Genomic DNA, 24,852 nt, shown 5'->3' with positions numbered 1-24,852 from the left:
CCGTTCTCAGAACTGGAGGTGGGACGTCGAATCCGGGCCGTCGTCCCCGTCGTCGTCGCTGCTCGTGCCGTCGTGGAGGTACCGCACGTCGTCGTCCGTGAGGTACACTTGGCCGTCCTCGACCGTGACGTCTACGTCGACGAGCGTCGTGTCCGCGGCCTCGCCGTTGTCGCAGTAGCCGCTGCACGTGTCGAACATCGACCCGTGCTTCGGGCAGACCACCTCGTCGTTGCGCACGACTGCGCCGACGCCCTCGCGGTAGAGGCGCTGGGCCTCGTGCGTGCAGCGGTTCACCCACGCCTCCACGCCGTCCTCGCAGGGCACCAGCAGCACTTCCTCGTCGTCGCCGTGCTCGTCCCGCACCGTGAACACCGACCCGCCCTCCTCGTGGACGGCGTCGACGCTCGTCACGCGATAGCGACTCCCCATGTGCCACACCCCGGGAGCGACGCCGTTAACTCTCCCGGTCGGGGCGATTCGAGGAGCCACGAAAGCGCAGAAAGAACCGTCCTCAGACGCCGCCGGTGAGCAGCAGGCCGGCGTCGACGAGCAGGAGGAGGGCGACCGCGGCGGCGCCGTAGAGGAACGACGAGGCGTCCTCGGCGTCCTCGAGTTTGCTGGCCGAGACCTCGGTGAGGCCGGCGAGCGCGAACCAGAGCACGAGCATCGTGATGACGAGGTGGCCGCGGCCCGTGCCGGTGAGCGCGCCGCCCTCGGTGTAGCCGGCGAGCGTGAGCATGTAGCCGCCGGTGAGGAACAGGAGCAGGGCGCTGGCGCGGGAGACGTTCCGGAGCGTGCCGACGAACGAGTCACGGGCGCTCGCGGAGAGACTGCCGGCGACGCCGGGCAGCGTCGCGGCGGCGAACAGGACGCTCCCGGTCCAGAGGCCGGCGAACAACAGGTGCAGCGTGTAGACGACCGTCTCGGTTGCTGTCATGCCCGCGAGTTGTGACGCCGTCGTCGTAAAACGCCGGGGTCCCGGCGGGCGGTTCCGTGAAGGCAGTCTTAAGGCGCGCCCGCCACTCTCCTCGGGCATGGAACCACGGGACCTCTCCGACCACGTCGAGTACCGGGCCGGTCGGGGTATCGAGGAGGTCGCGCGCGAGCTCGGGCGCGACCCCGCGGAGTTCGTCAAACTCTCCTCGAACGAGAACCCCCACGGCCCGAGTCCGAAGGCCGAGGCCGCCATCCGCGAGACCGCGCCGGAGGTCCACCGCTACCCGAAGGCCGTCCACGCCGACCTCACCGCCGCGCTCGCCGAGAAGTGGGACGTCGGCGACGAGCAGGTGTGGCTGGCGAACGGCGGCGACGGTGCGCTCGACTACCTCGCGCGGGCGATGCTCGCGCCTGGCGACCGCGTGCTCGTCCCCACACCCGGGTTCACGTACTACGGGATGAGCGCGCGCTTCCACCACGGGGAGGTCGCCGAGTACGACGTGCGCACCGAGGACGGCTTCGCGCTCACCGCCGACAGCGTGCTCGAAGCGTACGACGGCGAGCGCGTCGTCTACCTCACGAGCCCGCACAACCCCACCGGCGACCGATTCACGCTGGACGCCGTCGAAGAGGTCGCCGACGAGACGGGCGAGGACGCGCTCGTCGTCGTCGACGAGGCGTACGGCGAATTCACGGACGCGCCCTCGGCGGTCTCGCTACTGGACGAGCGCGACGACGTCGCGGTGCTGCGGACGTTCTCGAAGGCGTACGGGCTCGCGGGCATCCGGCTCGGCTACGCAGTCGCGCCGCCGGAGTGGGCGGACGCGTACGCTCGCGTGCAGACGCCGTTCGCCGCGAGCGCCATCGCGTGCCGCGCCGGCCTCGCCGCGCTGGACGACGACGAGCACGTCGAGAAGTCAGTCGAGAGCGTCGAGTGGTCCCGCCAGCATATCTACGACGAGCTGGACGCGCCGACCTACGAGAGCCACGGGAACTTCGTGCTCGCGGACGTCGGCGACGCGACCGAGGTCGCGGAGGCCGCCAAGCGCGAGGGCGTGCTAATTCGGGACTGTTCGAGCTTCGGGCTGCCCGAGCACGTCCGCGTCACGTGCGGCACGCGCGAGGAGACCGAGCGCGCCGTCGACGTGCTGAACGAGGTGCTCGCGGAGTGACCCGGAGCGCGGAGGGACTGCGATGAGAGTCGCCGTCACGGGGACCCCGGGCACGGGGAAGACGACCGCCGTCGAGCGCCTCGACGCGAACATGGACGTCGTCCACCTGAACGACGTCATCGGCGAGGAGGGCCTCTACACGGAGGTCGACGAGGCCCGGGACAGCAAGGTCGCGGACCTCGACGCCATCCGCGACTGGCTGGACGGCCGCGACGACGTGCTCGTGGAGTCGCACCTCGCGCACCACCTGGACGCCGACCGCGTCGTCGTGTTGCGGTGTGCGCCCGGCGAACTGGAGCGACGCCTCGTCGAGCGCGGCGAGCCCGCGGCGAAGGCCGAGGAGAACGCCGAGAGCGAGGCGCTGGACGTCGTGCTCTCGGAGGCCGTGCAGCGACACGGCCGCGAGAGCGTCTACGAAGTCGACGCGACCGACCGCAGCCCCGACGAGGTCGCGGACGCAATTCAGGCGGTGCTCGCGGGCGAACGCGAACCCTCGGCGGGCGACGTGGACTTCACCGAGTACCTATGACGCTGGACTCGTACCGCGACCTCGCGAACCGGCTGCTGCGGCCGTGGGTGCGCGCAGCGACGCGGGTCGGCGCGACGCCGGACGTCATCAGCGTCGTCGCGTTCGTCTTCGCGGTCGGCGCGGCGGCCGCGTTCTACGTCGCGACCCCACTGATGTACGCCGTCGGCGCGCTCTGCGTCGTGGTGAACGGCTGGCTGGACCTGCTCGACGGCGCGGTCGCGCGGGAGCTCGGCACGGACTCCGAAGCCGGCGACCTGCTCGACCACGTCCTCGACCGGTACGCCGACGTGGTCATCGTCGCCGGGCTCGCAGCCGGCATCGGGCGGTACGACCTCGGGCTGGCGGCTGTTACGGGCGTCCTGCTCACGTCCTACCTCGGCACGCAGGCGGAGGCGGTCGGCCTCGACCGCGTGTACGGCGGCCTGCTCGGGCGCGCGGACCGCCTCGCGCTCGTCGGCATCACCGGCGGGCTCTCCGTGTTCGTTCCGGCAGTCGCGGGGTTCTCGCTGGTCGCGTGGCTGCTCGCGCTGTTCGCGGTCGTCGGCCACCTCACCGCCGTCCAGCGGTTCGTCTCGGCGTGGCGCCAGCTCGCCTGACGCCCGGCGTGCCATTTAAGCGTCGGCCACGGCTACCCCACGGTATGGCTCAGTGCGAGATGTGTGGCAAGGAGGTCGCGTCCCCGAAGACCGTCAAGATCGAGGGGGCCGAAATCGACGTCTGCGACGACTGCGCCGACTTCGGCACGGAAGTCCAGACCGACTCCTCCTCGTCCACCAGCACGAAGTACTCGACGTCCTCGTCCAGCTCCTCCGGTTCCTCTGGCTCCTCGGGCTCGTCGGCGAGCGGCGGCTCGTCGGGCGGCCGGCGCCGCCGGGACATGTTCGACGAGATGGAGGAACTGGTCGGCGACTACGACACCCGCATCCGGAACGCCCGGGAGAGCGAGGGCCTCAGCCAGGAGGAACTCGCGGACGACCTCAACGAGAAGGCGAGCGTCATCCGCAAGCTCGAACGCGGGGACAGCCTCCCGAGCGACGACGTCCGCGAGAAGCTCGAACGCAAGCTCGGCATCACGCTGACGGAGTCCGGCGGCGAAGCCGACGACACGGAGTGGTCCTCGGAGAGCGACAGCGCGGGGCTGACGCTCGGCGACAAGGTCAAGCGGAAGGGCGACGGCAGCTAAACCTACAGTTTTTTCGCCCGCGAGAACGGCGTTGCGGACGTGTTCGTACTCGTCAATCTGAAGGCCTACCCCTGCGACCCGGTCGAAATCGGGGAGGCCGCCGCGGAGGTCGCCGAAGAGACAGAGGCTACCGTCGCCGTCGCGCCGCAGGCCGCGGACCTCGCGCGCGTCGCGGAGACGGGCGCGACGACGTACGCCCAGCACGTCAGCCCCGTCGAGCACGGCAGCCACACGGGCAGCGTGCTCGCCGAATCCGTCGCGGACAACGGCGCGGTCGGCACGCTGCTCAATCACAGCGAGCACCGCCGGAAGCTCGCGGACATCGACGGCAGCCTCGACGCCGCCGAGCGCGTCGGCCTCGACACCGTGGTCTGCGCGAACAACCCCGAGCAGGTCGCCGCCGCCGCGGCGCTCGGGCCGGACGCCGTCGCCGTCGAACCCCCGGCGCTCATCGGCACCGGGACGCCGGTCTCGCAGGCCGACCCGGACGTCGTGGAGGACGCGGTCGCCGCCGCCGAGTCCGTCGACCCGAGCGTCGACGTCTACTGCGGCGCCGGCATCTCCACGGGCGAGGACCTCGAAGCCGCCCGCGAACTCGGCGCGACCGGCGTGCTGCTCGCCAGCGGCGTCGCGAAAGCCGACGACCCCAGAGAAGCGCTCGAGGACCTCGTCGCGCCGCTCGCGTAGCGCTGTCTCCTCGGTTGCCCGCTCACTCGAAGTCCTCCAGGGACACCTGTCCGCTGTTCTGCCGCTCGTTCGTGCCTCGACCGCCTCGAGTCGGGTCACGTCCACCACCGTCCGCGCTCTCGTCGCCTCCGAAGCCGTCGAGGTTCGTCTGCTCGCGCTCCGAGAAGTCGAGGTTCGAGACGCGCACCCCGACCTTCCGGACGGACTCGCCCTCGAACTCGCCGAGGAGGTCCTGCGTGCGGTCGTCGACGAGGGCGGGGTCGTCGACGGGACCGGGCAGGGACTCGGCGCGCGTGTGGACGTCGTAGGGCGGCGTGACGACCTTCACGCCGATGGTGCGGTAGAAGGCGTTCTTCCGGGTGGCGCGGTCCGCGACGGCTTCGGCGAGCGTGGCGACCTGTTCGCGGACGCGCTCGAAGTCGTCGGTCGCGCCGTCGAAGGCGGACTCCCGGGAGAGGCTCTTGGGCTTCCCGCGGGGCTCGACGGGGCGGTTGTCCTCGCCGCGGGCGCGCCGGTAGAGGTCGCGGCCGCGGTCGCCGAAGCGGTCCGCGAGCTCGTAGGGGTCGGCGCTCGCGAGGTCGCCCGCCGTCTCGATGTCCATCTCGCGGAGTTCTCGCGCCCGAACCGGCCCGATACCGTGGACGTCCGCGACGTCGATGGGCGCGAGGAACTCGCGGACGTCGTCGGGTTCGACGACCACGAGGCCGTCGGGCTTGTCGTGGTCGCTGGCGAGCTTCGCGGTGCTCATGTCGGGCGCGACGCCGACGCTGGCGGGCACGCCGACCTCCCGGGCGATGCGCTGTTTGACGTGGCGCGCGAACCCCTCGGCGACGTCCCACGCGGTGCGCTCGGTGACGTCGAGGTACGCCTCGTCGATGCTCACCTCGCGGACGGTGTCCCCGAGGTCGTACAGGATGTCCTTGACGTCGCTGCCGACCTCCTGGTAGAAGTCGAGGTCCACGGGCCGGTAGTAGCCCGCGTCCGGGTCGCCGGGATTCTCGGCTCTCCGCGGGAGGTTCTCTAAGGCGGCGCCGATGGCCTGCGCGCTCTCGACGCCGTACTCGCGGGCCTCGTAGCTCGCGGTCGCGACCGCGCCGACGGTCTCACCCGGCTCGTAGCCCATGCCGACGACCACAGGCTCGCCGCGGAGTTCGGGCTCCCGCATGCGCTCGCAGGAGGCGTAGAAGCAGTCCATGTCGACGTGCAGGACGATGCGCTCCGCGCGGTCTGGCGCCCCGGGGAGTCGCTCGCCGTCGACCATCACTCGGTGGTCAGGGGTCGACGAGCAAAAAACGGCCGGTGCGGGTCAGGGCTCGGGGAGGACTTCGACGTCCGTCTCGCGCTCGCGGGCGTCCTCGAGGGCGTGCTTGGCGCCCATGCCGGCGTCGTGCGGCGAGACGCCGTGCCCGACGCCGACGCGGACGTCGACGCCGGCGGTGTCGTGGACGTAGTCGATGGCTTCCTCGTACTCCGCTGGCGAGAGGTCGGGGCAGACCGCGATGATGTTGTCGCCGCCGACGAAGAAGGAGAGCGCGTCGTGGGCGTCGTGCATGTGCCGCATCAGAGCGGCGTACCCCTGCTCGATGTGGACGAACGACGAGTACGCGTCGAGTTCGTCGGTGTACGTGCCGGTGGCGTCGACGACGTCGAAGTGCGCGATCTGGACGTCGTCGTCGGTGCGTTCGGCCTCGTCGATGGGCTGGCCGAGCAGCGCCTCGCGGCGGTCGGCGTCCTGTGCGCTGCCCTGCTCCTGGAGCGCGGCGGTGGCGTCGACGAGCGCGTCCGCGGGCGACGACCCGGCGCCGATGGAGAGGCTGACGGTGACCGGGTAGCGGTTCCGGATGGACTCCTGGATTCGCGCGTGGTCCTCCAAGTCTAGCCCGTTGCTCACCGCGATCATGTTGTCGAAGCGCGTGAAGAAGACGTAGCCGTCGCGCATGCCGAACGCCTGCGAGAGGTCAGCGTAGAGGCGGGACTGCATCGTCTGGAGGTCGACCTCCCGCCGCGGCGACGGCGTCACGGTCCACGGGCCGTAGTTGTCGAGTTGCACGAGAGTGACCTGCGTGTTCGTCACGGGTACCGGAACTCGGCACCCCGCCGGTATATCGGTTGTGGATTGCGTTCCAAATATGTTCCGTGGCGGGGCCGTGGGGAGCTCAGTGCGTGCGCGACACCGAGACGCCGCTCGCCTCCGAGCACTCGACTTCGACGTCGAAGGGAGGCCGGAGGCGGGCCAGCGACTGCGAGTCGTGCGCGACCGGATTCAGGTGGAAGTGACCGACCGCCTCCGCCCGGTTGATCTGCTGAGTGACGACGCGCAGGAACCGGAACAGTTTGCGGACGTCGTTGTACGCCGTCAGCTCGCTCAGCGAGTCGAAACACACCGCCGTCGGACTGGAGCGCGAGGACACGCCGTCGAAGAAGTCGCTGACGGCCATCCCGAGGCCGGTCAGGTCGCCCGGATGGACGCCGCGCACGTACGCACCGTTCCGGTACCCCTCTCTCGTGTCGCCCTCCGTCAGGTGGACGAGACCCAGGTGGGCCGTCTCGATGGAGATGTGGTCCGCCCAGGCGTCCAGCCACGGGCCCGGCTGCGAGAACGTCGCCACGAACACGTCCGCGGCCTCGTCGTGGAGGTCCGAGAGCAGGGTCTCGTGGACTCGTTCGTGCACCGACGCGTCCCCGTCCTCCATCACGAGGATGTTCGACGCGTCCGCGAGATCGTCGACCAGGCCGGTCGACGCGTCACTCATCGTCGACCACGTCCTCGGCCGCGTCCAGCACCGCTTGAATCGACACCGACGGGTCGAGTGAGACGTACAGCCCCTCCGCGTCGCCGACCAGTCGTAGCACAGTCGCGCTGTCCAGCACCACGACGAACGCCCTGACGTTCCCGAGCGTGCCGTATATCTCCTCGTAGAGCTCCTGCTGCGTGAAGTCCAGGCGGTAGTCCGAGTGCAGCTCGTCCGCGAGATCTTCGAACGCCGTCTCGCCGCCGAGGTCTTCGACGACGTCCTCCCGGACGTACAACAGGCTGTAGTCCCGCTCGTCGTATTCGACGAACGCGCGCAGACCGTCGCCTGCCGCGCCGGAGATCGCGTCGCCGACCTCGCGGGCGTCGAACTCCGAGGAGGTCGGTGCGCGGCTGAGTTCGAGCATACCACACGTCAGCCACACCGGACCAAAAGACGTTCGGGACGCCGGCGGAGCCGCACCATCTCCACCGAGGACTGACGGCCGCACGGTCGCCAACCACCGCATTTTGCGCCGCAGTCGTCGCGTATGCCGCCGGCGGCTGAACCGTAACGCTACTGTTCTTCGGAGTGAATCCACTCCCAAGTGACACCGATGACCGCGGAACCGTCAGGCCTGGACACGGAGTTCTACGCGGTCGACGCGGACGCCTCAACCGCGGAGCTCCTGGCGGTCGCGAAGGTGTACGCCCGCGACGTCGTCGACAGCTACGACCTCACCGTGGACGTCAGCGCCCTCGACTGGGAGGTGAGCAAGCGCGCGAAGCGCCGCGCGGGCGCCGTCAAGTACCGGGGCGAGCACCCGGAGACCGTCTCGCTGACGTGGGAGTACTTCCAGGAGCACGGCTGGGGCGCGACCGCGGAAGTGGTGCGCCACGAGCTGATTCACGTCCACCTCCTGAACGAGGCCGGGGACGCCAGCCACGGCGACGCGTTCCGCGAGTGGGCGAGCGAACTCCAGACGTCGGTCACCTGCGAGCGGTTCGCCGAGCCGAACTGGTGGGTGGTCTGCGAGGACTGCGACAGCGAGCTGCCGCGCTACCGGGAGTCGAAGCTCGTCGAGAACCCGGAGACGTACCGCTGCGGCGGCTGCGGCGGAACGCTGTACTCGCGTGAAGTCACAGGGAGCGGCGACTGACGACGTACGAGCGGGCCAACGAGAGCCACGCGCGCTACTCCGAGTCCGACTCGTCGCCGCGAGACGGCGGCCGTCGCGACAGTTCGTCGAACCGGCGCTGCGCGTTCTCCGCCCGGGACTCTGTCTCCTCCGGCTCGTATTCGAGGCTCGCTACGTCGCCGTCGTCCAGTTCGACGGTGAGAATCGCGTCGACGTGCCGGCCCGCTTCCGGGAGTCGCTCCCGGTCGAGCACGCGCTCGGCGACCGTCTCGCCGTCCGCTTCCAGCAGGAGGACCGCGAGGTCGCCCTCGAAGCGGTCCACGACCGCCGTGTAGGTGCCGTTAGGTATCATCAGTAGGATTCCTCGACGACTGTGGTTCCGGTGTCGGTCTCGACGACGATAGTGTCACCGGCGTTGTTCCACACCGCGCTCCCCGACCCCCAGTAGAGGTCTGTCGCCGAATCCTCGCCGCTCCCCGTGTGCAGGGTGACCTGGTCGCCCGCGTCGAGCGTGAACCCGCTCGGGAACGTGTACGTGTGGTCCGCCTCGTCGCTGACCGTCCAGCCGCCGAGGTCCAGGGCCTCGCTGCCGGTGTTCTCGAAGACGACGTACTCGTCGTTCAGATTCTCGTTGTCGTTGCCCGCCGCGTCGGCGTGAATCTCCGCGACGGCCAGACCGCCGGCTTCGCCGGTCGTCGTAGCCGTGGTCGTCGACTCCGTGGTCGCGGTGTCCGTGGTGGAAGGCTCGATCGTCGTCCCGCCGTCCGGCGCCGTCGCCGTTCCGCTCGCGGGGACGACAGTACGGACTTCGACGTCGTCACCGCTCCCCGGCTCTATCGGGTCGCCGTCGCGGAGGTCCAGCGGGTCCGTCGGCGCGTCGCGCTGGGTCGCGACCGTCACCGCGGAGCCGTTGCTCGCCAGTTCAACGTTCCCGTGCGTCGCCGTCCAGTACGTCCGAATCGAGCGCTCCCCGAACCGCTGGAGGACGTCCTCGTGCGGGTGGCCGTACTGGGAGTCGTACGCGCTCGAAATCACGGCGACCTTCGGGGCCGCGACGTCGAGGAACTCCGCGGTCGAACTGGACTGACTGCCGTGGTGGCCCGCGCTCAACACCGTGGCGTTCAGCCCCGCGCCGTACTCCTCGGCGAGGTACCGCTCGCTCGCCGCCTCGCCGTCGCCCGGCAGCAAGAACGTCGACTGCCCGAACTCGACGCGGAGGACGACGCTGTTCTCGTTGCGGTCGCCGCCCGCGAGGCGGTCCTCGGGCGGCGCCAGCACGTCCACGCTCGCGTTCTCCAGCGGAATCTCGTCTCCCGCGCGCGTCTGGAACAGCGGCACGTCGTGCCCCTCTACGGCGTCGAGGTACTCCTCGTACGTCTGCGAACTCGACGCGATACCCGGGTCGTAGGCCGCGCCGACGCCGTCGCCCGCCGTCTCGAAGTAGTCGATGACCGCCTCGTGGCCGCCGATGTGGTCGGCGTCCGCGTGGGACGTCACGAGGTAGTCCAGGCGCTCTACGTCGTGCGCCCGGAGGTAGTCGAGCACGATCTCGCCGTCGTCCGACCAGTCGCCCGTGTCGATCAGCATCGTCTCGTTCTCCGGGCCGACCACGAGGATGCTGGAGCCCTGCCCGACGTTGATGAAGTGCACCGAGAGCGTTCCGTTCGGGGTTTCCGCGGCAGTGGTCGTCGCCTCTGTCGTCGTCGTATTGGCGGCTTCAGTCGTGGCCGAGCCCTGGTCCGTCGCCGCCGGCGCGTCGCTGACGGCGCCGCTACACCCAGCCAGCAGGACGAGAACTGCCACCGCGAGGACGCCGAGTGCGCGCCGTCGAGCCATAGCGCCTCTGACGTAGCGCAGTCAAATGGGCTTAGTGGCCCCATTCTGGGGCGATCGTAGAAGTGAATGGGGAGTTCCCCGGTTGTGAACTTCCGCGGAGGGCTCCTGGGGCTCCGGTAGCAGTGAGAGCCGTCGCCCTCCGGTTCGGAAGCGCTAGTGTAGACCGGTATTATATTCTAACCTACTAGATAACTATAATATCCTCTATACCTATAGAATACAGTAAATTACGAGGTTATGTTGAGTGATTATTGCCTGCATCACGTTATCGGCGGTGAAAATTGGGTCGCAACTACTTTTAGTGAAAATTGAAACCAACTGACCGATGGCAGACCAGCGACGGATACTCTCAGTAAGTTTATCGTTGATCCTCGTGCTGTCGGCGGTGCTCGCACCCGTCGCAGTCGCGAAGACAACGAGCGGGGGACAGAGCACAACCGATGAGGTGGCGTCTACACCAGGCGTCCACCTCCCGGATGCGACGATTAACAGTTCTACCGACTCGACGATCGAAGTGTCGTACCAACTCCCGGACAACGCCGATCCGGCAAACTACAATATCAGCATCGGTGGTCCTAACTACTACGCAAGGACCGGCGGTTCCCTATTCAATGGAAGTATCACGTCCCAGAACGGGACGCTGAATTTCACCGTCCCAGCCGACCAGATTAGCGGCGGTAATCACACACTGACCGCGGCCCTCAGACAGACGGCCGACGGGGACACCGATACTAAAGCGAGAACGACGAACAATCTCACAGTGGAGACTCCGGTGACCGTCCAGAACACCGACGTCGAGGACGGGCCGTTTTACACGAACGAGCAGATCAATGCTACCGCGACCCTGAACAATCCCACGGACGCATCCGAGAACTTCACAATCGCCCTGTACGATAAAAGCAGGTGGGCAGAGTCCGCGAAGACGGTGTCGGTGCCTGCGAACTCGACTATCAACGCCAGCGTCAACACGTCCTTTAGTAACAAGGGTACGTATTACCGCGCGGTCAACGATGGATCGACCGAGTCAATCGATGTCGAACCATCGCTCCAGGTCGTGTCCTCGGGCCTTTCGACGACAGACACGTACGTCAACGAGAACGTCACCGCGAACCTGACTGTCGAAAACCTCGGTCCAGAGAATGACAACCGGCGGCTCTACGGGAGTTTCATGGGTGAAACTGACTCTCAAGGAGTGACGCTCGACCCGGGTAACAACACCACCGTTCAGTTGACAGTTCCAGCGACGCGTACCGGCACTGGTGAATTCTACGTCAGTGGCAGCAGCATCGGGCAGGTAGATGTGACGAACCCCGTGAACGCGACGTCTGTCTCCTTCGCGAACGACAGCGTCGCGGTCGGAACTCCGGTCAACGCGACGGTCGAAGTCGTCAACACCGCCAGCGTCAATGGAACGTTCCCGGTGAAAGTCACGGATCGGACCGGGTTCTCTGTGTACGGAAACACGTCGGTATCCCTGAACGCGAGCGAAGCCACGAACGTCACCGTCCCGACCACGTTCCCGACTGCCGGCACCCACGAGATCGAGGTCCAGAACAGCACGGTAACCAGTCCGGTGGTGAGCAACCCCATCGGCGTCGAGAGTTACGACCTCTCAACGAACGAGACGTACGTTGGCGAAAACGTGACGGTCACCGCTACAGTGGTCAACACGGGGAATTCCTCGGGGACCTTCCCGGTGTCCGTCACTCGCTGGGGCCGGGCCGTCGCCTCGACGAGTGCCACGCTGGACCCGGGCAATTCGACGACGGTGACGTTCAATGCGAGTTTCGACAGCAGCGTCGAGAGCCGTAGCCGCGTGACACTCAACAATGTCTCACTCGACGAGCTGCGAGTGCAGCCGCGCATTCAGACGGAGAACATCGAGGTACAGGACGGCGTTGCGCCTGGCGAAACCGTCTGGGTGAACGCGACGTACACGAATCCGACGAGTGAGTCCGCGACTACCTTGGTGAACACGGAACTCAACGGAAGCGACTACACCGAAATTTCGCTCTCACCCGGCGAGACGACGACCATCAATCGGTCCGGGACCTTCTCGGAGACGGGCGCCCACTACGTCTGGGCGAACACGAAGAGCGTTCGCGTCTACGTTCTGAATGACACCGCTGGCACCGCCAACATCACCCTTCACGACGATAACATACCCTCGACGGCGGTAGTCGGCGACAGAGTGTTCGTACCGATGCGCGTGACTAACGACGGTGACGCAGCGGCGGTGCGCACCTACGACGTCGAGGTTGACGGCGCCAGCCACACGACGATGCGTGCGGGTGTCGAACCCGGCCAGTCCGAGTTCGTCTGGTTCCAGACCAGCTTCGACTCCACGGGCCAGCACACCGTCACGGTGGATGGCGAGACGTACAACGTCTCTGTCATTGACCCGATCGTCACGGACACAACAGTCACGTACGCCAACGGCACGAAAACGACCGAGATGCCGGAAGTCGAGGCACGGTACAACGCCTACGGCGGCGGCATCTACGCGATGTTGCAGACACCGTCCCAGCGCTACGACCTCGGCCGTATCGGCGCCGACGAGACGACCCAGTTCCGCGTGAACGTGACGCTTCAGGACTACGAGCCGCGCGTGCTCCTGAATACGGGTAACGAGACGACGTGGACGACGGAGAACGTCAGTGCGACCAAGACGAAGGCGTCTATCCTACTGCGTCCCTCCCAGTTGAATTTCAAGAAGAATGCAAACAGCATTGAGAACTGGGGAACACAGAACGACACCGCCGACTTCACCATCGACGCTGGCGCGTGGATGGTCATCGGGAACGGGAACAACACCGAGTACGACGTCAAACCAGAGGTCCTTGACGGGTTGACCGTCTCGACGGACGCACAGAAGTTTCGCCAGCCCGTGTACATTCCGGAGACGGATGATTCCGAGCCGCGCATCGAAGTGGCGGTCGCCGGTCCCCACTTTACCTCGGACGGCAACGTGAACCAGGGCCACTACACAGCGAAACTACCGGACGACCTCCTGGACGCGTGGAACGTCAGCGACCCGTCTGAACTGACTGTCGACTACACTGCGGACAGCGGCGAAACCCAGTACACCATCGAAGAGGTGGAGGGCGGTCTCCGAGTGTCCGTACAAATGCACTACTCCTCGGGGACCGTCAGCATCGCAAAGGATACGACGGACACCACGGACGACACCAACGATACCAACGACACCAACGATACCAACGACACCAACGATACCAACGACACTAACAACACAACCGAACAGACGACGACTACGACGACAACGACGACTACGACGACAACGACGACAACATCGAATTCGACCACGTCGATCGCAACAACGAGTGACTCTGGCGGTACGACTACCACCCAACCAACATCTGCCGGGTCCTCTGGCGGGAGTGCGCCTGGCTTCGGTGTGCTGCTGACGTTACTCGTGACAGGTGCTGTACTCGCGTTCCGCAGTACCTAACAGCCGGTGTTTTCGGGGTTGTAGAGCTCCGAACCATCCCCACAAATTCGCGGATGCCGTCAGTCAAAGCGACCACCTCCGAACAGTAGCTTGTTGTGGCAGTCGTCGACGACGCCGAGCGGGTCGAGACCGAAGTCCTCCGGGTCGTGGTCCTGAAGGAAGTGTTTCCAGCGGCGCTCGTCGGTGTCGAACGGGTACTCGCAGGCGGGACAGTGCGTGAGCGTGACGAAGCGTTCGCTGCGCTCGTAGGTGCGAACGCGGAGACTCACGCCAACCACCCCGGAGAACAGACGGGTGGCTGGTGGAGTTTACCTGAAGTAAGTGGAAGCTGGCAAGAGCTTCCGAAGTACTTTTTACAGTATGGGGCCGGAGGGCGTGGCACCCGACTTCTGTGGATACCCTGACGCCGCCCTCACCGGTCGGCCGCATCAGTCCGCCACCTCCGTTGCGTTGAGGAGGTCGAGGTCGTCCGTCTCCGGCCGGCGGCGCGCGAGCTCGTCGTCAAGGTCCGCCTTGTCGTAGTACCGGCGAATCGTCTCCGGGCTGGACGCGACCCGCTCGGCAACCTTCACGTAGCTGAGCCCGCGGTTCAACTGCCACGTGATACTGCCGGTCCGAATCGCGTGGGGCGCGCGGCTCGACGGGCACTTGCTCGCGTGCGTCTTCTCCGTGTATTCGCAGCGCTCCCGACGCCGGTTGTGGGGACAGGCGACCGCCACGCACGGCTGGGTCGCCTGATACGCCCACGTCTGGAACGTCGACTCCGCGGGGCGCCCGAACTTCGTCGTGAGGAGTGGCGTCCGACCGTTGTCGTCGCGCTTCGCGTACCGCTCACGCTCGATGTAGAAGTTCAGCGCGTCCGCAATCGGCTCCGGGAGCGCGACGTTGCGCTCGTGTTCGCTGCCGTCCTTCAGGCGCGTGGGCGGGCGGTGCCGGAAGCGAAGCACGCGCTCCTCGGCGTCGTAGTCACCGAGGTCGAGCGCGCGAAAGCAGGAGATGCGGCCGCCGATGTGCCAGAGTAACTCCAGGAGGACGTGCTGGGCCGTCCCGTAGTCCCGCGTGCTCTCGCGGTAGTGCTCGATGAGTCGGCGCGCATCCTCGGCTTCGAGGCGCTTGTCGCTGGTCTGCTCGTCCTTCGAGAGGTTCGGCAGCTCGACCTTCTCCGGGAGGCTGTCGTCGACGACGTCGAGGCGAGCGCAGTACTTCACGAGCTCCTTCAGTGCGACGAACTTCCCCTTCACCGTCGCGGGGGCGTCACCGCGCTCGTCGAGGAAGCGCTCGTACTCGTCGATAATCCAGCCGTCGAGGTCGCGCATGACGTCCACGTCGTCGCGCTCGTGCGCCCAGCGGACGAACTGCCGGAGGCGGTTCTCGTAGCTCCGAACGGTCTTGTCGGTGTTCTTGTTCCGGCGCTTCGCGACGAATCGCTCGGCGGCCTCGGTCGGCGTGAGGTCGCGCTGGCGCTCGCTGGACGCCCGCGAGTCATCAGCGTTCGACGTCATCCCTCCACCTCCGCGGCGACGTCGTCGTAGTCAACCGTGACGGGCGGACGTGGCTAGTCACCGACGTTGCCGAGGTCTCCGTCGCTGATGACGATACCGAACGCCGGGAAAAACGGGCCGTGCGGATGCAGAGTCACCGCGGGACAGAACCCGATGCCGCGACCGTCGCGCTTGTTCTCGTGAGGTATCCTGACCACGAGGAGGCCGCCGTCCACGTTCTGGATGCTGCAAACCGCCTCGAGAAAGACGGCGTGTACGCGGTCGACCATGTGGAGATTCTGGAGCCAGAGCCGTCCTGGGTGGTTGTCCAGCGCGCGGGCCACACTGAGGTGTTCCACCTGCCGGCGCCGGTCCCGGCCGCGCGGGGTGACGCACTCCCTGCGTGTGGTGGTCCGCGAGCCGACGTCGACGCCGAGGACTACAGGCTTGTCTCCCGGCAAGTAGTGACTCCGGGCCGGCAGGTTTGCCGGGACTGCGCCCGCCGCTAGCGCCCTCGCGAGTTGGAGACGGTGGCGTGTCCGGAGTGTGAGCGGAACATCGCCTCCGGACTGTTTCAGGGGCCGCGCGTTGAGGGAGTCACTGGCCTACGCCTGGAGTGTCCTGAATCGGACTGCTCGTTTACTGGCACTGTCGACCTCCCTGAGGCAGCTCCAGGAACTGCTGGCGGCCCGGATATGGGTGGTATGGCGTGACCCTGGAGTTCTACGAGTACGAGAAGTGCGGGCGGGTGCAAAATCGAATCGTTGAGTGCCCGCTGTGCGGGCACGAGTTCTCGCACCGTGAACCACGGTGGCGGCACTTCTTCAACGACCACACGCCAGAAGATGCCGGCCTAGCGCCGCTCGGGACAATTCCGGAGGATGCTGGTGGACCGCTCTGGAGTGACTCACCCGACTCTACGGAAGAGCCTGTTGTCTAAGCTGAGACGGATTGAAGCGCGAAGACGTATTATACAAAGAGACCACCAATAATAGAAGTATGTCAGGAATTCATCCTTATTCTACTTTCACTACTTCTTCTTTCGGGACGTATACATTCTCGCCCGGCGATGTCTTCCGTGTCTCGCGTTCTGGCACCGAAAACACTCCCTTATCATCTGATGCGAAATACCAGCGGTCCTGGGTATAATAGAAATCGTTCTCGCATTTGGGACACTCTATCTCAACATGAGTTGGGGGAATGGTTCTGTCTTGTAGTTTCTCAGCTGCTTCTTCAGGGATAGTCACCGACTGAATAGCGTGGGGGCAATACTCACAACCAATCCCGAACGCCGACGCCTCTAGTCGTTCCGTGCTTGACGTTCTAGCTTGTTCGTGTCCCTGTGATGGTTCACGTCTTTGCAGTTCACGATTCTGCTTTTTTACGCACCACTCGAAGAGTTCCTGTCGCAGGTCATCGTCTGTCTCACCGAATAGACTCCCTAAGCGGTAGCCGAGATTATCCCATGTGAGTTCCTCTGGCGGGGGACCCTCTCCATACTTCGACGTATTATCGCTATCGCCGAGATCTTTAACAGCAGCCGTCCAGCCTCTCTTGAATGCCGCCTGCCGGTCGCTACCGGGGTCCTCTTGTCGAATATCACCGAGAGGGATTGTCGGATCATCAACCATGGCTCCTCATTGAATCGCCTGTTTAGAAATCGATTCCGGACACGCCGCTGAATTCACTCTCTATTCAGCATGCCTCTCTTGACGACTACTTGGTAGCTCCTAAGTCCACGTATACCGCGTTGATTCGTACTTATCGAATGGGCGCTCACGGTCTGAGTGCCACGTAGCGAGTTCGATCAGTCGACGTCGACGGCGGTCTGAATCTCGTAGTGGAGCTGCAACGTCGGCATGCTCAGTACCTCAGCAAGCTCTGGGGTCATGTCGGGATGGGCGAGCGCGCGTGCTTTCGCTTTCCGGTCTTGGCGGGCGTGTTCGCAAGCCGCGATGACCGCGGCAGTTTTGGTGTTCTCGTCGAGGGCGTCCATAGCTGATTCGATGGCGTCGAGGCGGTGTGCGTAGTCGCCGTCGGTCCGGATTCGCATATTGGTCTCGTACACACGACCTGGCTTAACCTATTCATCTGGAGTGACTCGAAGGGTGATTTCACCCGGATTTCGCGAACTTCGAGGTAGTCGGTACGCTCACGGCTGCCCGTTCAGAGGATTGGCGCCGGGATGTGCACACGAGGTTTGCGAGCTCGTGTGCATATTCTGGAATCGGATTCTCTCGACGTGAGACCCCACGGAATCTCGTAGAGAACTACTGCTAAGTACAGCGCTGTACTACTCAATATCCGTTACTTGGGTAGCTTCGCGCGAAGTGAGAGCACAGAGAGGGGGAATGAGGGGGAGTTGTGCCCTCAAGTGTCACACAACCGTTCCTCTGGTGCGACCGCCGAACGGGAATCCCGTCCGGCACTGCGAATCACCCTGGCCGCATCAACGGGGATTCGCATCTCTCACTCGCACAATCAGAACGATAAACATTCTCCCTCCAATACTAGGGAAATCAGATCACACACACCTACAAAGGCGGTTTCAGCAGATGTGAAAGGTACAGTATTCTCCGATAGCCCGCCTGATTGCTAAGTATAGAAAAAGCGGTTACCGAAGTGAGGATTGATTTATCCGAACGATGCCATTAGTCCCTGCTGGATATAGCGAATCTATCTGGCACCTATCCTCTGTTGTCATCTCGCGTCTATTAGCTATCGAACCCCACTGTTAGCAGACGAGTGGCCGACAGGGTTCTAACCTGCCGTGAAATCAAGGGAGGCGAATGGATTTGGTTGAGGGATCTATTTCCACCTCACCGCCGATTGGAATGGGGCACGTCGGATACGTGTGCCCGAACTCGCAATCAAAGACAATGGGTGCGTTCGGATTGTACGTTTCGAGGACATCAGCAATTGTGTCGCGCTGGCGCTCTCGATACCCCACTCGCCATTCCGGTGGGTTTTCTTCAGCGTGTGAGCGTGCGGCGGCGCGTCCGACAAGCACACCGTCGAATCGTTCGAGAAGACCGCGTTCGCCGAGTGCCCGGAGGTTCGCACCGACGACAGCCGGGTCAGGGATTAGTTCGCTCGTCTCTAACGCAAGAACAGTGCCGTTCAGTGCGTCGGGCTCAGGTAGGTAACGCTCGGCGAGGAACTGCTCAACGAGGACTGCATAGCAGCCGCCCCAGATTCGACCTGAGACAGTCTCTTCCCCACCACGCCAGATTCGGCCATCTGATTGTTCGATCTCACGCGTGGTTTTGACTGACTCTGGATCTTCCCAGTCACCGGCCTCATCAGTAAAAACCTCTGCTTCGGTCCACTCACCGATGGAATCCTCGAAGAGGGCACGCCGTAGGTACTCTTCAGTGTAGTCAAACATCTCGCCATCCATCGCGTATTCAAGCAGTGTCGATCCACCGTAGTACGAAACAATCCCGTGATTCCAGAGAAACAGGGCCAGATTCGTGTTGTCTGAGTAACCGTAGAATCTCGTCGGGTGTTCGCGGAGTACGTCCCCATCGAGATACGGGAGGATTGTGATCTGGTCGTGGCCTCCGATATTAGCGATTACGGCTGAGATATCCGGGTCGCGGAAAGCGTTCATAACCTCTTCGGCGCGTGCTTCTGGATTGTCCGCAAGCCACTCCGGGTCGGTGGTCGCGGTCGGATACTCAACCGGGTCAAGGTCGAAAACCTCGCGCATTCGTTCAAGACCGAGTTCATAAATGAACCGCGCAGACTCGGGTGCGTTTGATGCCGGTGCGACAACCGCGACCTGATCACCGGGTTCGACGGGAGGTGGGGTAAGGAATTCAGGCACAACTGCTGTCTTTTGGGAGGTGTCAAATATTTCTTTTTCAGCCATGCGCCATGGTGTCCAGAGGGCCGGGAGACTGGCGGGACAAGCATGAGTGTGAAGTTCGTGGAAACTATCCCATCGTAACCGCACGAATTGAAGTCGAAAAGACGCAATCCAGATTCACACAGCAGGTCTCACCACAGAACACGGGTGAGTACAAGATATGAGAAATATATTCAGCAGGATACAGAGTCCATCAACGGAATTTAGCAGAAGATTCGGTGGTACGTTCGCAATCCTACTTCGCACCTGTTTCACTGAGATTGCTGAGGAATTTAGTGCGTCAGGGTGGACTTCAGTTGCTTTTGTGCATATTCGGGAATCGGGTTCTCTCGACGTGAAACCCCACGAAACCCACGTTAGGCGATTGCAAAGAGTGAGAATACGTCAGCCGCCGATTTCGATACGCCAATCTGCAGATCCTGCCTCAATGACAATCAAGCCGACTCCTTGTTGGCTGACGAGTGATGTTCCTTCATACGGCCCAATCTCGTTATGGAGGAGCTCGACTTTCTCACCGTTCATACGTGCTAGCCAGACGGCTGCATGGGCATCGTTCTCGATCTCGAACGTAACTTCAGTCGCCCCCTCAAATTCAAAGGGCCCGTAGAAAGCTGCGTGCTGGTCTTCTGCGCTTGCCGGTAGGTTCTCGATGTCTTCTTCGTTGTACCGAGGCTGCGTAACGTTAGTATTCCAGTCACCATCGGCGGTAACATCAAGCTGCCACTCGCCGGAAGGCATGTGGAGGGCGACAGTACCATTGTATTCGCCGATTGCGTTCACGATATACTCTTCAGTCCCGTTACTGGAGACAGCCTGAATCTGAAAGTTTGACTCTCCTCCAGTATGCTGAGCATCGATGACAACGAGTCCGCCTTCTGTCGTGAACGAGTCTGTGACATCGGTTCCACTTCCGTTGAAGGAATAGGATGTCCCGTTCTCTGCAGATTCAGCATTCGTCCCTGTTGCTGAAGTTGTCGGTGTCGCTGACTGCGCTGCCGTTGCTGCCGATACCTCAGTTGTATATGCTGCAGTTGTGGTGGCGGGTGCCGCGGACATGATTGTCATAGCGGCATCTACTTGATTTACTGCTTCTGGGGCACTGACTCCACTCCCAATAGCGCCGATAACAACTACGATTAGGAGAATGAATAGAAAGCCCACAACGTAGGTTTTGTAACTACTCTCATCGCCGATCTCTGGAATTGAATTGAATCTGGACATACCTCCAATCAGTCGACAACCAGGAGGATGGTCGTATTCCTTACCGACGAAAGCTCTTCAAGTGGATTAGGAAACCCGAGCACAATGGCGACAAGAGTTGATATATAGAATTCTCTACTCGTCGGAGCAACTGTCCGGTAGGTCGATCTTCGGCGACACGCCACAGACCCTTCGCCCTTGCCGAATGCGTCCACCCACCCTTGTGCCCCCTCTTTTCGGCTACGCCGTGCTGAGATGCGCGGCGTGTTTTGGATTGGAGGCCTTAGCTACCCGACCGAACTAAGGTGTGTACATCTCGGAGAAATCGTATCAGCCGATGACGACCTTCTACGAGCCTAAGCTATCAATTATAGCTAAGCATGCTGCGATTATCATGATGCGGCTACGGAACTGAACTGTCCCATCATGGCTGAATACTATCGCGACGACGAGTAGCTTGAACAGAAGTCTCTCATTAGTGGAGAGAGATTTTAGCCGCTGGTAGATTGCGGCGATGATTTTGGCTGGGACGCTCTCTTCCGAAGGTTCCGACGAGTCGCGTTTGCTCGGTTGGATGGGTGTTTTCCCGATGTTGCCCTCTGGGCCGGAGGTTGGTGTGGCTGTGAACCCCTACGATATCAACGACTCTTGGTGCGAGCCGTCATCTCAGAGATTCGAGCGCAGCCCACCGGGATTTGACGAGAGGGCGTACGGGGCGGGGGTCTATTCAACCGCCCTACCGGTCAAGGATTCCCTGTTCCGGGTAGAACAGCCATCGAGCCAATGGGTTGGCCTACTAGTAACGAACTGTTAGCAACGATTGGGAGGAGGCCAGCCAGAGGAAAGTTCTGGTTCCCACGCTATTGGGCTGAGTTCTCGAGGAGTACCGAGTTGGCTAATGATGGAACTCGGTAGCCGGGCCTCACCCCGAAATTCGTCCTCGAGTGCAGCCGGGAGCAGTTCGTCGATCACCATTTGCGAATCTTAACTTCGTACAGAACGACTGTCAGTAATCCACATAAAATCTTGGGCTGCGTTAACATAGGGTTGCATTCGGTCTGCTAAGAATTTCGCAGAAGGCTGGCGGATAGTTCTCTCATACGGAGGCTCACCTCTTTATCCCCCAGTTCCACTTGTTAGTACGTCTGTGGCTGCTCGAAGAGCTTCACCGCGAGCTGGTTCTTGGTGTATGATTTCGCTCAGTTTAGAATGCGATATTCGTACCGCAACTCAGTAATCCTATCTTAGAATTTTGTATCCAGAATAGTTGTTTCCTTGTCGGTATCGTGATCGACTGTCGTTACGGTACACCGATTAGGACTAACGTCGATATACGCGTAGGTGGTCACGCCGCCGTCTCGCACGTTGTAGTAGTGTTTTTTGTAGAGGTACTCCACACCGTCAACGTTCGACGACCCTTCTTCAGCGAACTGCGCTGTGTGTCCCTGTGGACAGACAACCTTATCGTAGGAGCTGAGGATGTCGTGGATAGCACGATAGTTGCGGCAGACCCAGTAGAGTTGATCGATACTTTGCGTGTCTGTCGGAGCAGAAGCGAGGGGATCGTCTGGCGTTAGCCAAGCGTGATGGTGGAAGTAGACTACCTTCGCGTTATCTCCTGCCTCGTCCAGTTGTTCGTCAAGCCATTGGAGATCTCGATAGGGGACGTATCCGTTCGTCCAACCGTAGCCAGCCTCCTGTGACCCACTCACTGCGCCCGGCCCGACAGTGTTCATCATGAGGACTGTCACGCCCTCGTCGTCGTACGTCTTCTTGTAACGAAGCCGAGCCCGATCGTCGGACTCGACAAAGTACTGGAGTGGAACGTCGTGGTTACCGGGTGTACAGATCACCTTCTCTCCATGTCCACTCTGGTCGACGAACTCCCAGAACTGATCGTAGAACTCTGGGGTTGAGTGTGCGTAACCACCCTCGTTGAAAGCGGATGCCTTGAACACTGCGTCTCCATTGAAGAACAGGTCCTGTACCCCGTACGTGTCGAACAGGGACGCAATGTCCTGTGGTAACTTCTCGTCGGCGCCTGCACTACTCGTTGGGTCGATGTGACTGTCCGAGAGCCATCCAATTCGGACCATTAGAGGGCCTCCAGTTCGAGCGCAACAGTCGTTTCGCTACCGAGCGTGACCTGTCCGGAAGGCGAGTTGGTTTTCGCTTCGAACAGGAGAGTATGACTCGGCAGCGGGTGGCCGTTCCCTAATCCGGTTACGACGTCTTCGATATCGGTGAGATAGAGTTCGTCAAACACCTGGGTTTGCCCCTGTGCAGTTACCTCCATGAGCGTCTGACGGACTGGATCATCCTCTAGTATTCTCGTTCCATCCACGCCTGGCGGCGAATACGCTTCCCTATTCGCGATGGAGACTCGCAGGCTTGTTTCCGCGTCTGGCTTGGCGTCGACGTGAGCGACGAGTCTGAGAATCGGGACCTTACCGGGCGGGAATGGAATCACTCCGTAGCCGATGCCGGACCCGACCTCTTCGTAGGACGTGTTCGTGATGCGAACATCCTGATTCACCGGCTGAATCATCCAGGATGGCGTTCTCGTCCCCGACTGTTGGAGCGCATGCTGGTACTCGCCGATTTCGATTTTCCCGAACTTGTCACCCGGTAACACCTCGTCGATGAACGCTCGTACATCTTCGTCCTGGGCTAGCTCTTCGGACATTCCGGTCGTGTCTACCTCTTCCGCGCTAGCAGTGGTCTCACCGGATGCCACGCTACCGAGCGCCCCTAACCCGAGGAGTGTGAGTGCTGCTCGTCGAGAAATCGAAGGGCCAAATCCTTGATCCTCTTCAGGTGGTCTGTTATCATTCACCATACACTCTAATCGGAGAAACCACATTAAAAATTTTCTATCAAATATGTAATATCGTTATCTATACTGAGGTAAAAATAGCAGAGTGTTTGCGTGTATTTACTCGAATCTTCAATATGGTTATCAGCGGAGTTGAAACGGTCCGAGATACTGCGCTGAGTTATCTCTAAAACTACCCATAGGAACGCGATTATCTTGAGCCGCCCAAAGTTTGCTAGGCAGGGTTAATCTGGCGTTCAATCCTGCTAATAAGGAACAGTACGACTTTGCATCTGTCTCACCGAGAGAACTGAGCGATCTCCTCGTCTAGGTTGGTTTCTGCTGCGCTGTGCTAAGGTGTGCTGCGTGTTTTGGTTTTGTCCCCTTGAAACACCCCTAACGCAGGTTCGTTTACATTTCGGTGAATTCTCCTGTGCCGAGTGGATGCTCAACCCCTCGGACCTTCGGTTCCTCGCTAGTACGTCTGTGGTGGCTGCTCGAGAATCTCGAAGACTTCGCGAGCGCGATATTCTTTGTTCCGGCCGTGGCGGGAGACCTCCTCGAGGACGCCTTCGTCGACGAGGTCGTTGATGGCCCGCGAGGCTGTAGATTGCTCGACATCGAATAACCGTTGGACAGTCTTGCTCGTGACGTAGGGCTGCTCGAAGAGCTTCACCGCGAGCTGGTTCTTGGTGTACGATTTCCCACCGTACTCCTCTTCGTATTCGCGACGAAGGTCGGCGAGCGCAAGCGTTCTCTCCACAGATTCGTGGGCTTGCCGTGCGATTCCTTCGATGAAAAAGGAGAGCCAGGCTTCCCACTCACCGTGGAACCGGACACCCTCCATCCGCTCGACGTACGAGGTCTTGTTGCGGTTGAAGTACTCGCTCAGGTAGAGGTTGGGACGTTCGAGGAGATCGGCGTCGTACAATTGGAGTGTGATGAGGAGCCGGCCGAGCCGACCGTTGCCGTCGCCATATGGGTGGATCGTTTCGAACTGATAGTGGAACAGCGCGATGTCCACGAGCGGGTGGTAGCTGCCGCCAGTCCGATAGTAGGTGAACAGCCCATCCATCAAGTCCTCGACAGCGCCCGGCGCAGCCGGCAGGAATTCACCGAGGTAGTTCGGTTTCGTCTTGTACGCGCCGATAGTGTCAGTGTCGACGCGATCGTCCGGCACGCCAGTGAGTAGGGTTTCGTGGAGGTCATGGAGCAACTCGACGTTCAACTCCTTGCCGTCATCGAGCGCGTCGATGCCCTCCTTGACCGCAGTTTCATAGTTGAGGACCTCACGGGTGTCCTTGGTTTCGGCAGCTGCAGTGGTTTCGCTTGGCTCCTCTCGACCTTCGTCGAACGTGCGGGTTTCGAGACTGTACAGGGCGTCGTAGTCGATGTCGGCCCCCTCGATTTCGGCGGATTCCATAGCTTCCTTGCGGAGCAGAGAGGTGTAGAGGACTGGCGGGAAGTCGAGTTCGAGGCTGACACCGCTGAGTTTGCCGAGCCAGAACGTCGCGTCGGCAAGCGTCTCGTAGAAGTCGTCGCCGAGTGCGAGGTCCTGGGAAGGTGGGAGGGGTTCTGGCTTGTAGTATGACTCGCGGCCGTATGAGACGAGGTCACCGGGAGCGTCAGCATCTAACTCAGCCGGCTGCATGTATACTTGACTTCTATAACCCGAAGTTCATGAATCTATGGGGCCTGTATGCATGAGATTACTCCGTAATCCCCTGTTGAATGCATATAGAATACGCATACCGATACTTCTGGACGAAACCGACCGATGGAATCGAATTGCTGGTCCACTTG

The 24,852-nt window shown here is 62.3% G+C and carries 26 protein-coding genes; 8 read left to right on the top strand and 18 right to left on the bottom strand.

What is annotated here, in order from left to right:
* Positions 1–6 precede the first annotated feature (6 nt).
* A complete protein-coding gene (locus G9C83_RS07345) occupies positions 7–429 on the bottom strand; it encodes a Rieske 2Fe-2S domain-containing protein (RefSeq protein ID WP_167245438.1) in 423 nt (140 codons plus the stop codon).
* 82 nt (positions 430–511) lie between these two features.
* The gene (locus G9C83_RS07340) at positions 512–937 is read right to left on the bottom strand and encodes a hypothetical protein (protein ID WP_167245437.1); all 426 of its coding nucleotides are present in this window, start codon (positions 935–937) and stop codon (positions 512–514) included.
* Positions 938–1,034: 97 nt separating this feature from the next.
* On the opposite strand from G9C83_RS07340, the gene hisC reads away from it, so the two are divergent.
* From hisC to tpiA, 5 genes are read left to right on the top strand one after another with little or no spacing between them, the layout of a single operon-like run.
* Positions 1,035–2,108 carry a histidinol-phosphate transaminase gene (gene hisC, locus G9C83_RS07335; RefSeq protein WP_167245436.1) on the top strand — a complete coding sequence of 358 codons (1,074 nt, stop codon included), beginning with the start codon at positions 1,035–1,037 and terminating at the stop codon, positions 2,106–2,108.
* Positions 2,109–2,130: 22 nt separating this feature from the next.
* Positions 2,131–2,637 carry an adenylate kinase family protein gene (locus G9C83_RS07330; RefSeq protein WP_167245435.1) on the top strand — a complete coding sequence of 169 codons (507 nt, stop codon included), beginning with the start codon at positions 2,131–2,133 and terminating at the stop codon, positions 2,635–2,637.
* A complete protein-coding gene (locus tag G9C83_RS07325) occupies positions 2,634–3,233 on the top strand; it encodes a CDP-alcohol phosphatidyltransferase family protein (protein WP_167245434.1) in 600 nt (199 codons plus the stop codon). Before G9C83_RS07330 ends, G9C83_RS07325 begins: the two co-directional genes overlap by 4 nt.
* A gap of 44 nt (positions 3,234–3,277) precedes the next feature.
* Positions 3,278–3,820, top strand: a complete 543-nt coding sequence (locus G9C83_RS07320; RefSeq protein ID WP_167245433.1) for a multiprotein bridging factor aMBF1 — start codon at positions 3,278–3,280, stop codon at positions 3,818–3,820.
* Between the two features lie 39 nt (positions 3,821–3,859).
* On the top strand, positions 3,860–4,507 hold the full coding sequence (tpiA, locus tag G9C83_RS07315; RefSeq protein ID WP_167245432.1) for a triose-phosphate isomerase: 648 nt from the start codon (positions 3,860–3,862) through the stop codon (positions 4,505–4,507).
* A gap of 22 nt (positions 4,508–4,529) precedes the next feature.
* Here tpiA and dinB read toward each other — a convergent pair whose 3' ends face one another.
* The 4 genes from dinB to G9C83_RS07295 form a co-directional block, all read right to left on the bottom strand.
* Entirely contained in the window at positions 4,530–5,768 is a 1,239-nt protein-coding gene (dinB, locus tag G9C83_RS07310; protein ID WP_167245431.1) for a DNA polymerase IV, read from the bottom strand.
* A gap of 45 nt (positions 5,769–5,813) precedes the next feature.
* The gene (locus G9C83_RS07305) at positions 5,814–6,581 is read right to left on the bottom strand and encodes a GTP cyclohydrolase III (RefSeq protein ID WP_167245430.1); all 768 of its coding nucleotides are present in this window, start codon (positions 6,579–6,581) and stop codon (positions 5,814–5,816) included.
* An 82-nt stretch (positions 6,582–6,663) separates the two neighbouring features.
* A complete protein-coding gene (locus tag G9C83_RS07300; protein WP_167245429.1) occupies positions 6,664–7,260 on the bottom strand; it encodes a hypothetical protein in 597 nt (198 codons plus the stop codon).
* On the bottom strand, positions 7,253–7,666 hold the full coding sequence (locus G9C83_RS07295; protein WP_167245428.1) for a hypothetical protein: 414 nt from the start codon (positions 7,664–7,666) through the stop codon (positions 7,253–7,255). Before G9C83_RS07295 ends, G9C83_RS07300 begins: the two co-directional genes overlap by 8 nt.
* A gap of 189 nt (positions 7,667–7,855) precedes the next feature.
* On the opposite strand from G9C83_RS07295, the gene G9C83_RS07290 reads away from it, so the two are divergent.
* Entirely contained in the window at positions 7,856–8,398 is a 543-nt protein-coding gene (locus tag G9C83_RS07290) for a SprT-like domain-containing protein (RefSeq protein WP_167245427.1), read from the top strand.
* Between the two features lie 34 nt (positions 8,399–8,432).
* On the opposite strand, the gene G9C83_RS07285 is transcribed toward G9C83_RS07290, so the two are convergent.
* Entirely contained in the window at positions 8,433–8,729 is a 297-nt protein-coding gene (locus tag G9C83_RS07285) for a DUF3006 domain-containing protein (protein ID WP_167245426.1), read from the bottom strand.
* Complete coding sequence (locus tag G9C83_RS07280) at positions 8,729–10,213, bottom strand: lamin tail domain-containing protein (protein WP_167245425.1); 1,485 nt, start codon at positions 10,211–10,213, stop codon at positions 8,729–8,731. The genes G9C83_RS07285 and G9C83_RS07280 overlap by 1 nt, the downstream gene beginning before the upstream one ends.
* A 325-nt stretch (positions 10,214–10,538) precedes the next feature.
* On the opposite strand from G9C83_RS07280, the gene G9C83_RS07275 reads away from it, so the two are divergent.
* Positions 10,539–13,682 (top strand): hypothetical protein, encoded by a 3,144-nt coding sequence (locus G9C83_RS07275; RefSeq protein ID WP_167245424.1) that lies wholly within the window; start codon positions 10,539–10,541, stop codon positions 13,680–13,682.
* Positions 13,683–13,741: 59 nt separating this feature from the next.
* On the opposite strand, the gene G9C83_RS07270 is transcribed toward G9C83_RS07275, so the two are convergent.
* The 3 genes from G9C83_RS07270 to G9C83_RS07260 all read right to left on the bottom strand — a co-directional run bounded on the left by G9C83_RS07270 (position 13,742) and on the right by G9C83_RS07260 (position 15,624).
* Positions 13,742–13,951 (bottom strand): hypothetical protein, encoded by a 210-nt coding sequence (locus G9C83_RS07270; protein ID WP_167245423.1) that lies wholly within the window; start codon positions 13,949–13,951, stop codon positions 13,742–13,744.
* A 159-nt stretch (positions 13,952–14,110) separates the two neighbouring features.
* Positions 14,111–15,184 (bottom strand): site-specific integrase, encoded by a 1,074-nt coding sequence (locus G9C83_RS07265; RefSeq protein WP_167245422.1) that lies wholly within the window; start codon positions 15,182–15,184, stop codon positions 14,111–14,113.
* 53 nt (positions 15,185–15,237) lie between these two features.
* Positions 15,238–15,624 carry a hypothetical protein gene (locus G9C83_RS07260; RefSeq protein ID WP_167245421.1) on the bottom strand — a complete coding sequence of 129 codons (387 nt, stop codon included), beginning with the start codon at positions 15,622–15,624 and terminating at the stop codon, positions 15,238–15,240.
* Positions 15,625–15,872: 248 nt separating this feature from the next.
* Between G9C83_RS07260 and G9C83_RS07255 the strand changes: the two genes are divergently transcribed.
* Positions 15,873–16,103 (top strand): hypothetical protein, encoded by a 231-nt coding sequence (locus tag G9C83_RS07255; protein ID WP_167244082.1) that lies wholly within the window; start codon positions 15,873–15,875, stop codon positions 16,101–16,103.
* Positions 16,104–16,179: 76 nt separating this feature from the next.
* Here G9C83_RS07255 and G9C83_RS15930 read toward each other — a convergent pair whose 3' ends face one another.
* The 7 genes from G9C83_RS15930 to G9C83_RS07220 all read right to left on the bottom strand — a co-directional run bounded on the left by G9C83_RS15930 (position 16,180) and on the right by G9C83_RS07220 (position 24,700).
* The gene (locus G9C83_RS15930; protein WP_208288439.1) at positions 16,180–16,794 is read right to left on the bottom strand and encodes a hypothetical protein; all 615 of its coding nucleotides are present in this window, start codon (positions 16,792–16,794) and stop codon (positions 16,180–16,182) included.
* Positions 16,795–16,970: 176 nt separating this feature from the next.
* Positions 16,971–17,216 (bottom strand): hypothetical protein, encoded by a 246-nt coding sequence (locus tag G9C83_RS07245; RefSeq protein WP_243837915.1) that lies wholly within the window; start codon positions 17,214–17,216, stop codon positions 16,971–16,973.
* Between the two features lie 723 nt (positions 17,217–17,939).
* The gene (locus G9C83_RS07240; protein ID WP_167245701.1) at positions 17,940–18,992 is read right to left on the bottom strand and encodes a S66 peptidase family protein; all 1,053 of its coding nucleotides are present in this window, start codon (positions 18,990–18,992) and stop codon (positions 17,940–17,942) included.
* 426 nt (positions 18,993–19,418) lie between these two features.
* Positions 19,419–20,255: a hypothetical protein gene (locus tag G9C83_RS07235; protein ID WP_167245420.1), complete on the bottom strand. Its 837-nt coding sequence runs from the start codon at positions 20,253–20,255 to the stop codon at positions 19,419–19,421.
* 1,223 nt (positions 20,256–21,478) lie between these two features.
* Positions 21,479–22,330 carry a metallophosphoesterase gene (locus G9C83_RS07230; RefSeq protein ID WP_167245419.1) on the bottom strand — a complete coding sequence of 284 codons (852 nt, stop codon included), beginning with the start codon at positions 22,328–22,330 and terminating at the stop codon, positions 21,479–21,481.
* Positions 22,330–23,073, bottom strand: a complete 744-nt coding sequence (locus G9C83_RS07225; protein ID WP_167245418.1) for a hypothetical protein — start codon at positions 23,071–23,073, stop codon at positions 22,330–22,332. Before G9C83_RS07225 ends, G9C83_RS07230 begins: the two co-directional genes overlap by 1 nt.
* A 451-nt stretch (positions 23,074–23,524) precedes the next feature.
* Positions 23,525–24,700 carry a Fic family protein gene (locus G9C83_RS07220; RefSeq protein WP_167245417.1) on the bottom strand — a complete coding sequence of 392 codons (1,176 nt, stop codon included), beginning with the start codon at positions 24,698–24,700 and terminating at the stop codon, positions 23,525–23,527.
* Positions 24,701–24,852: the final 152 nt, after the last annotated feature.

It is taken from the genome of Halobacterium sp. R2-5 (assembly GCF_011734195.1).
Classification (GTDB): Archaea; Halobacteriota; Halobacteria; order Halobacteriales; family Halobacteriaceae; genus Halobacterium.
Note: the sequence above shows the minus strand (reverse complement) of the source record. Positions and strands in the feature narration are given on the sequence as shown.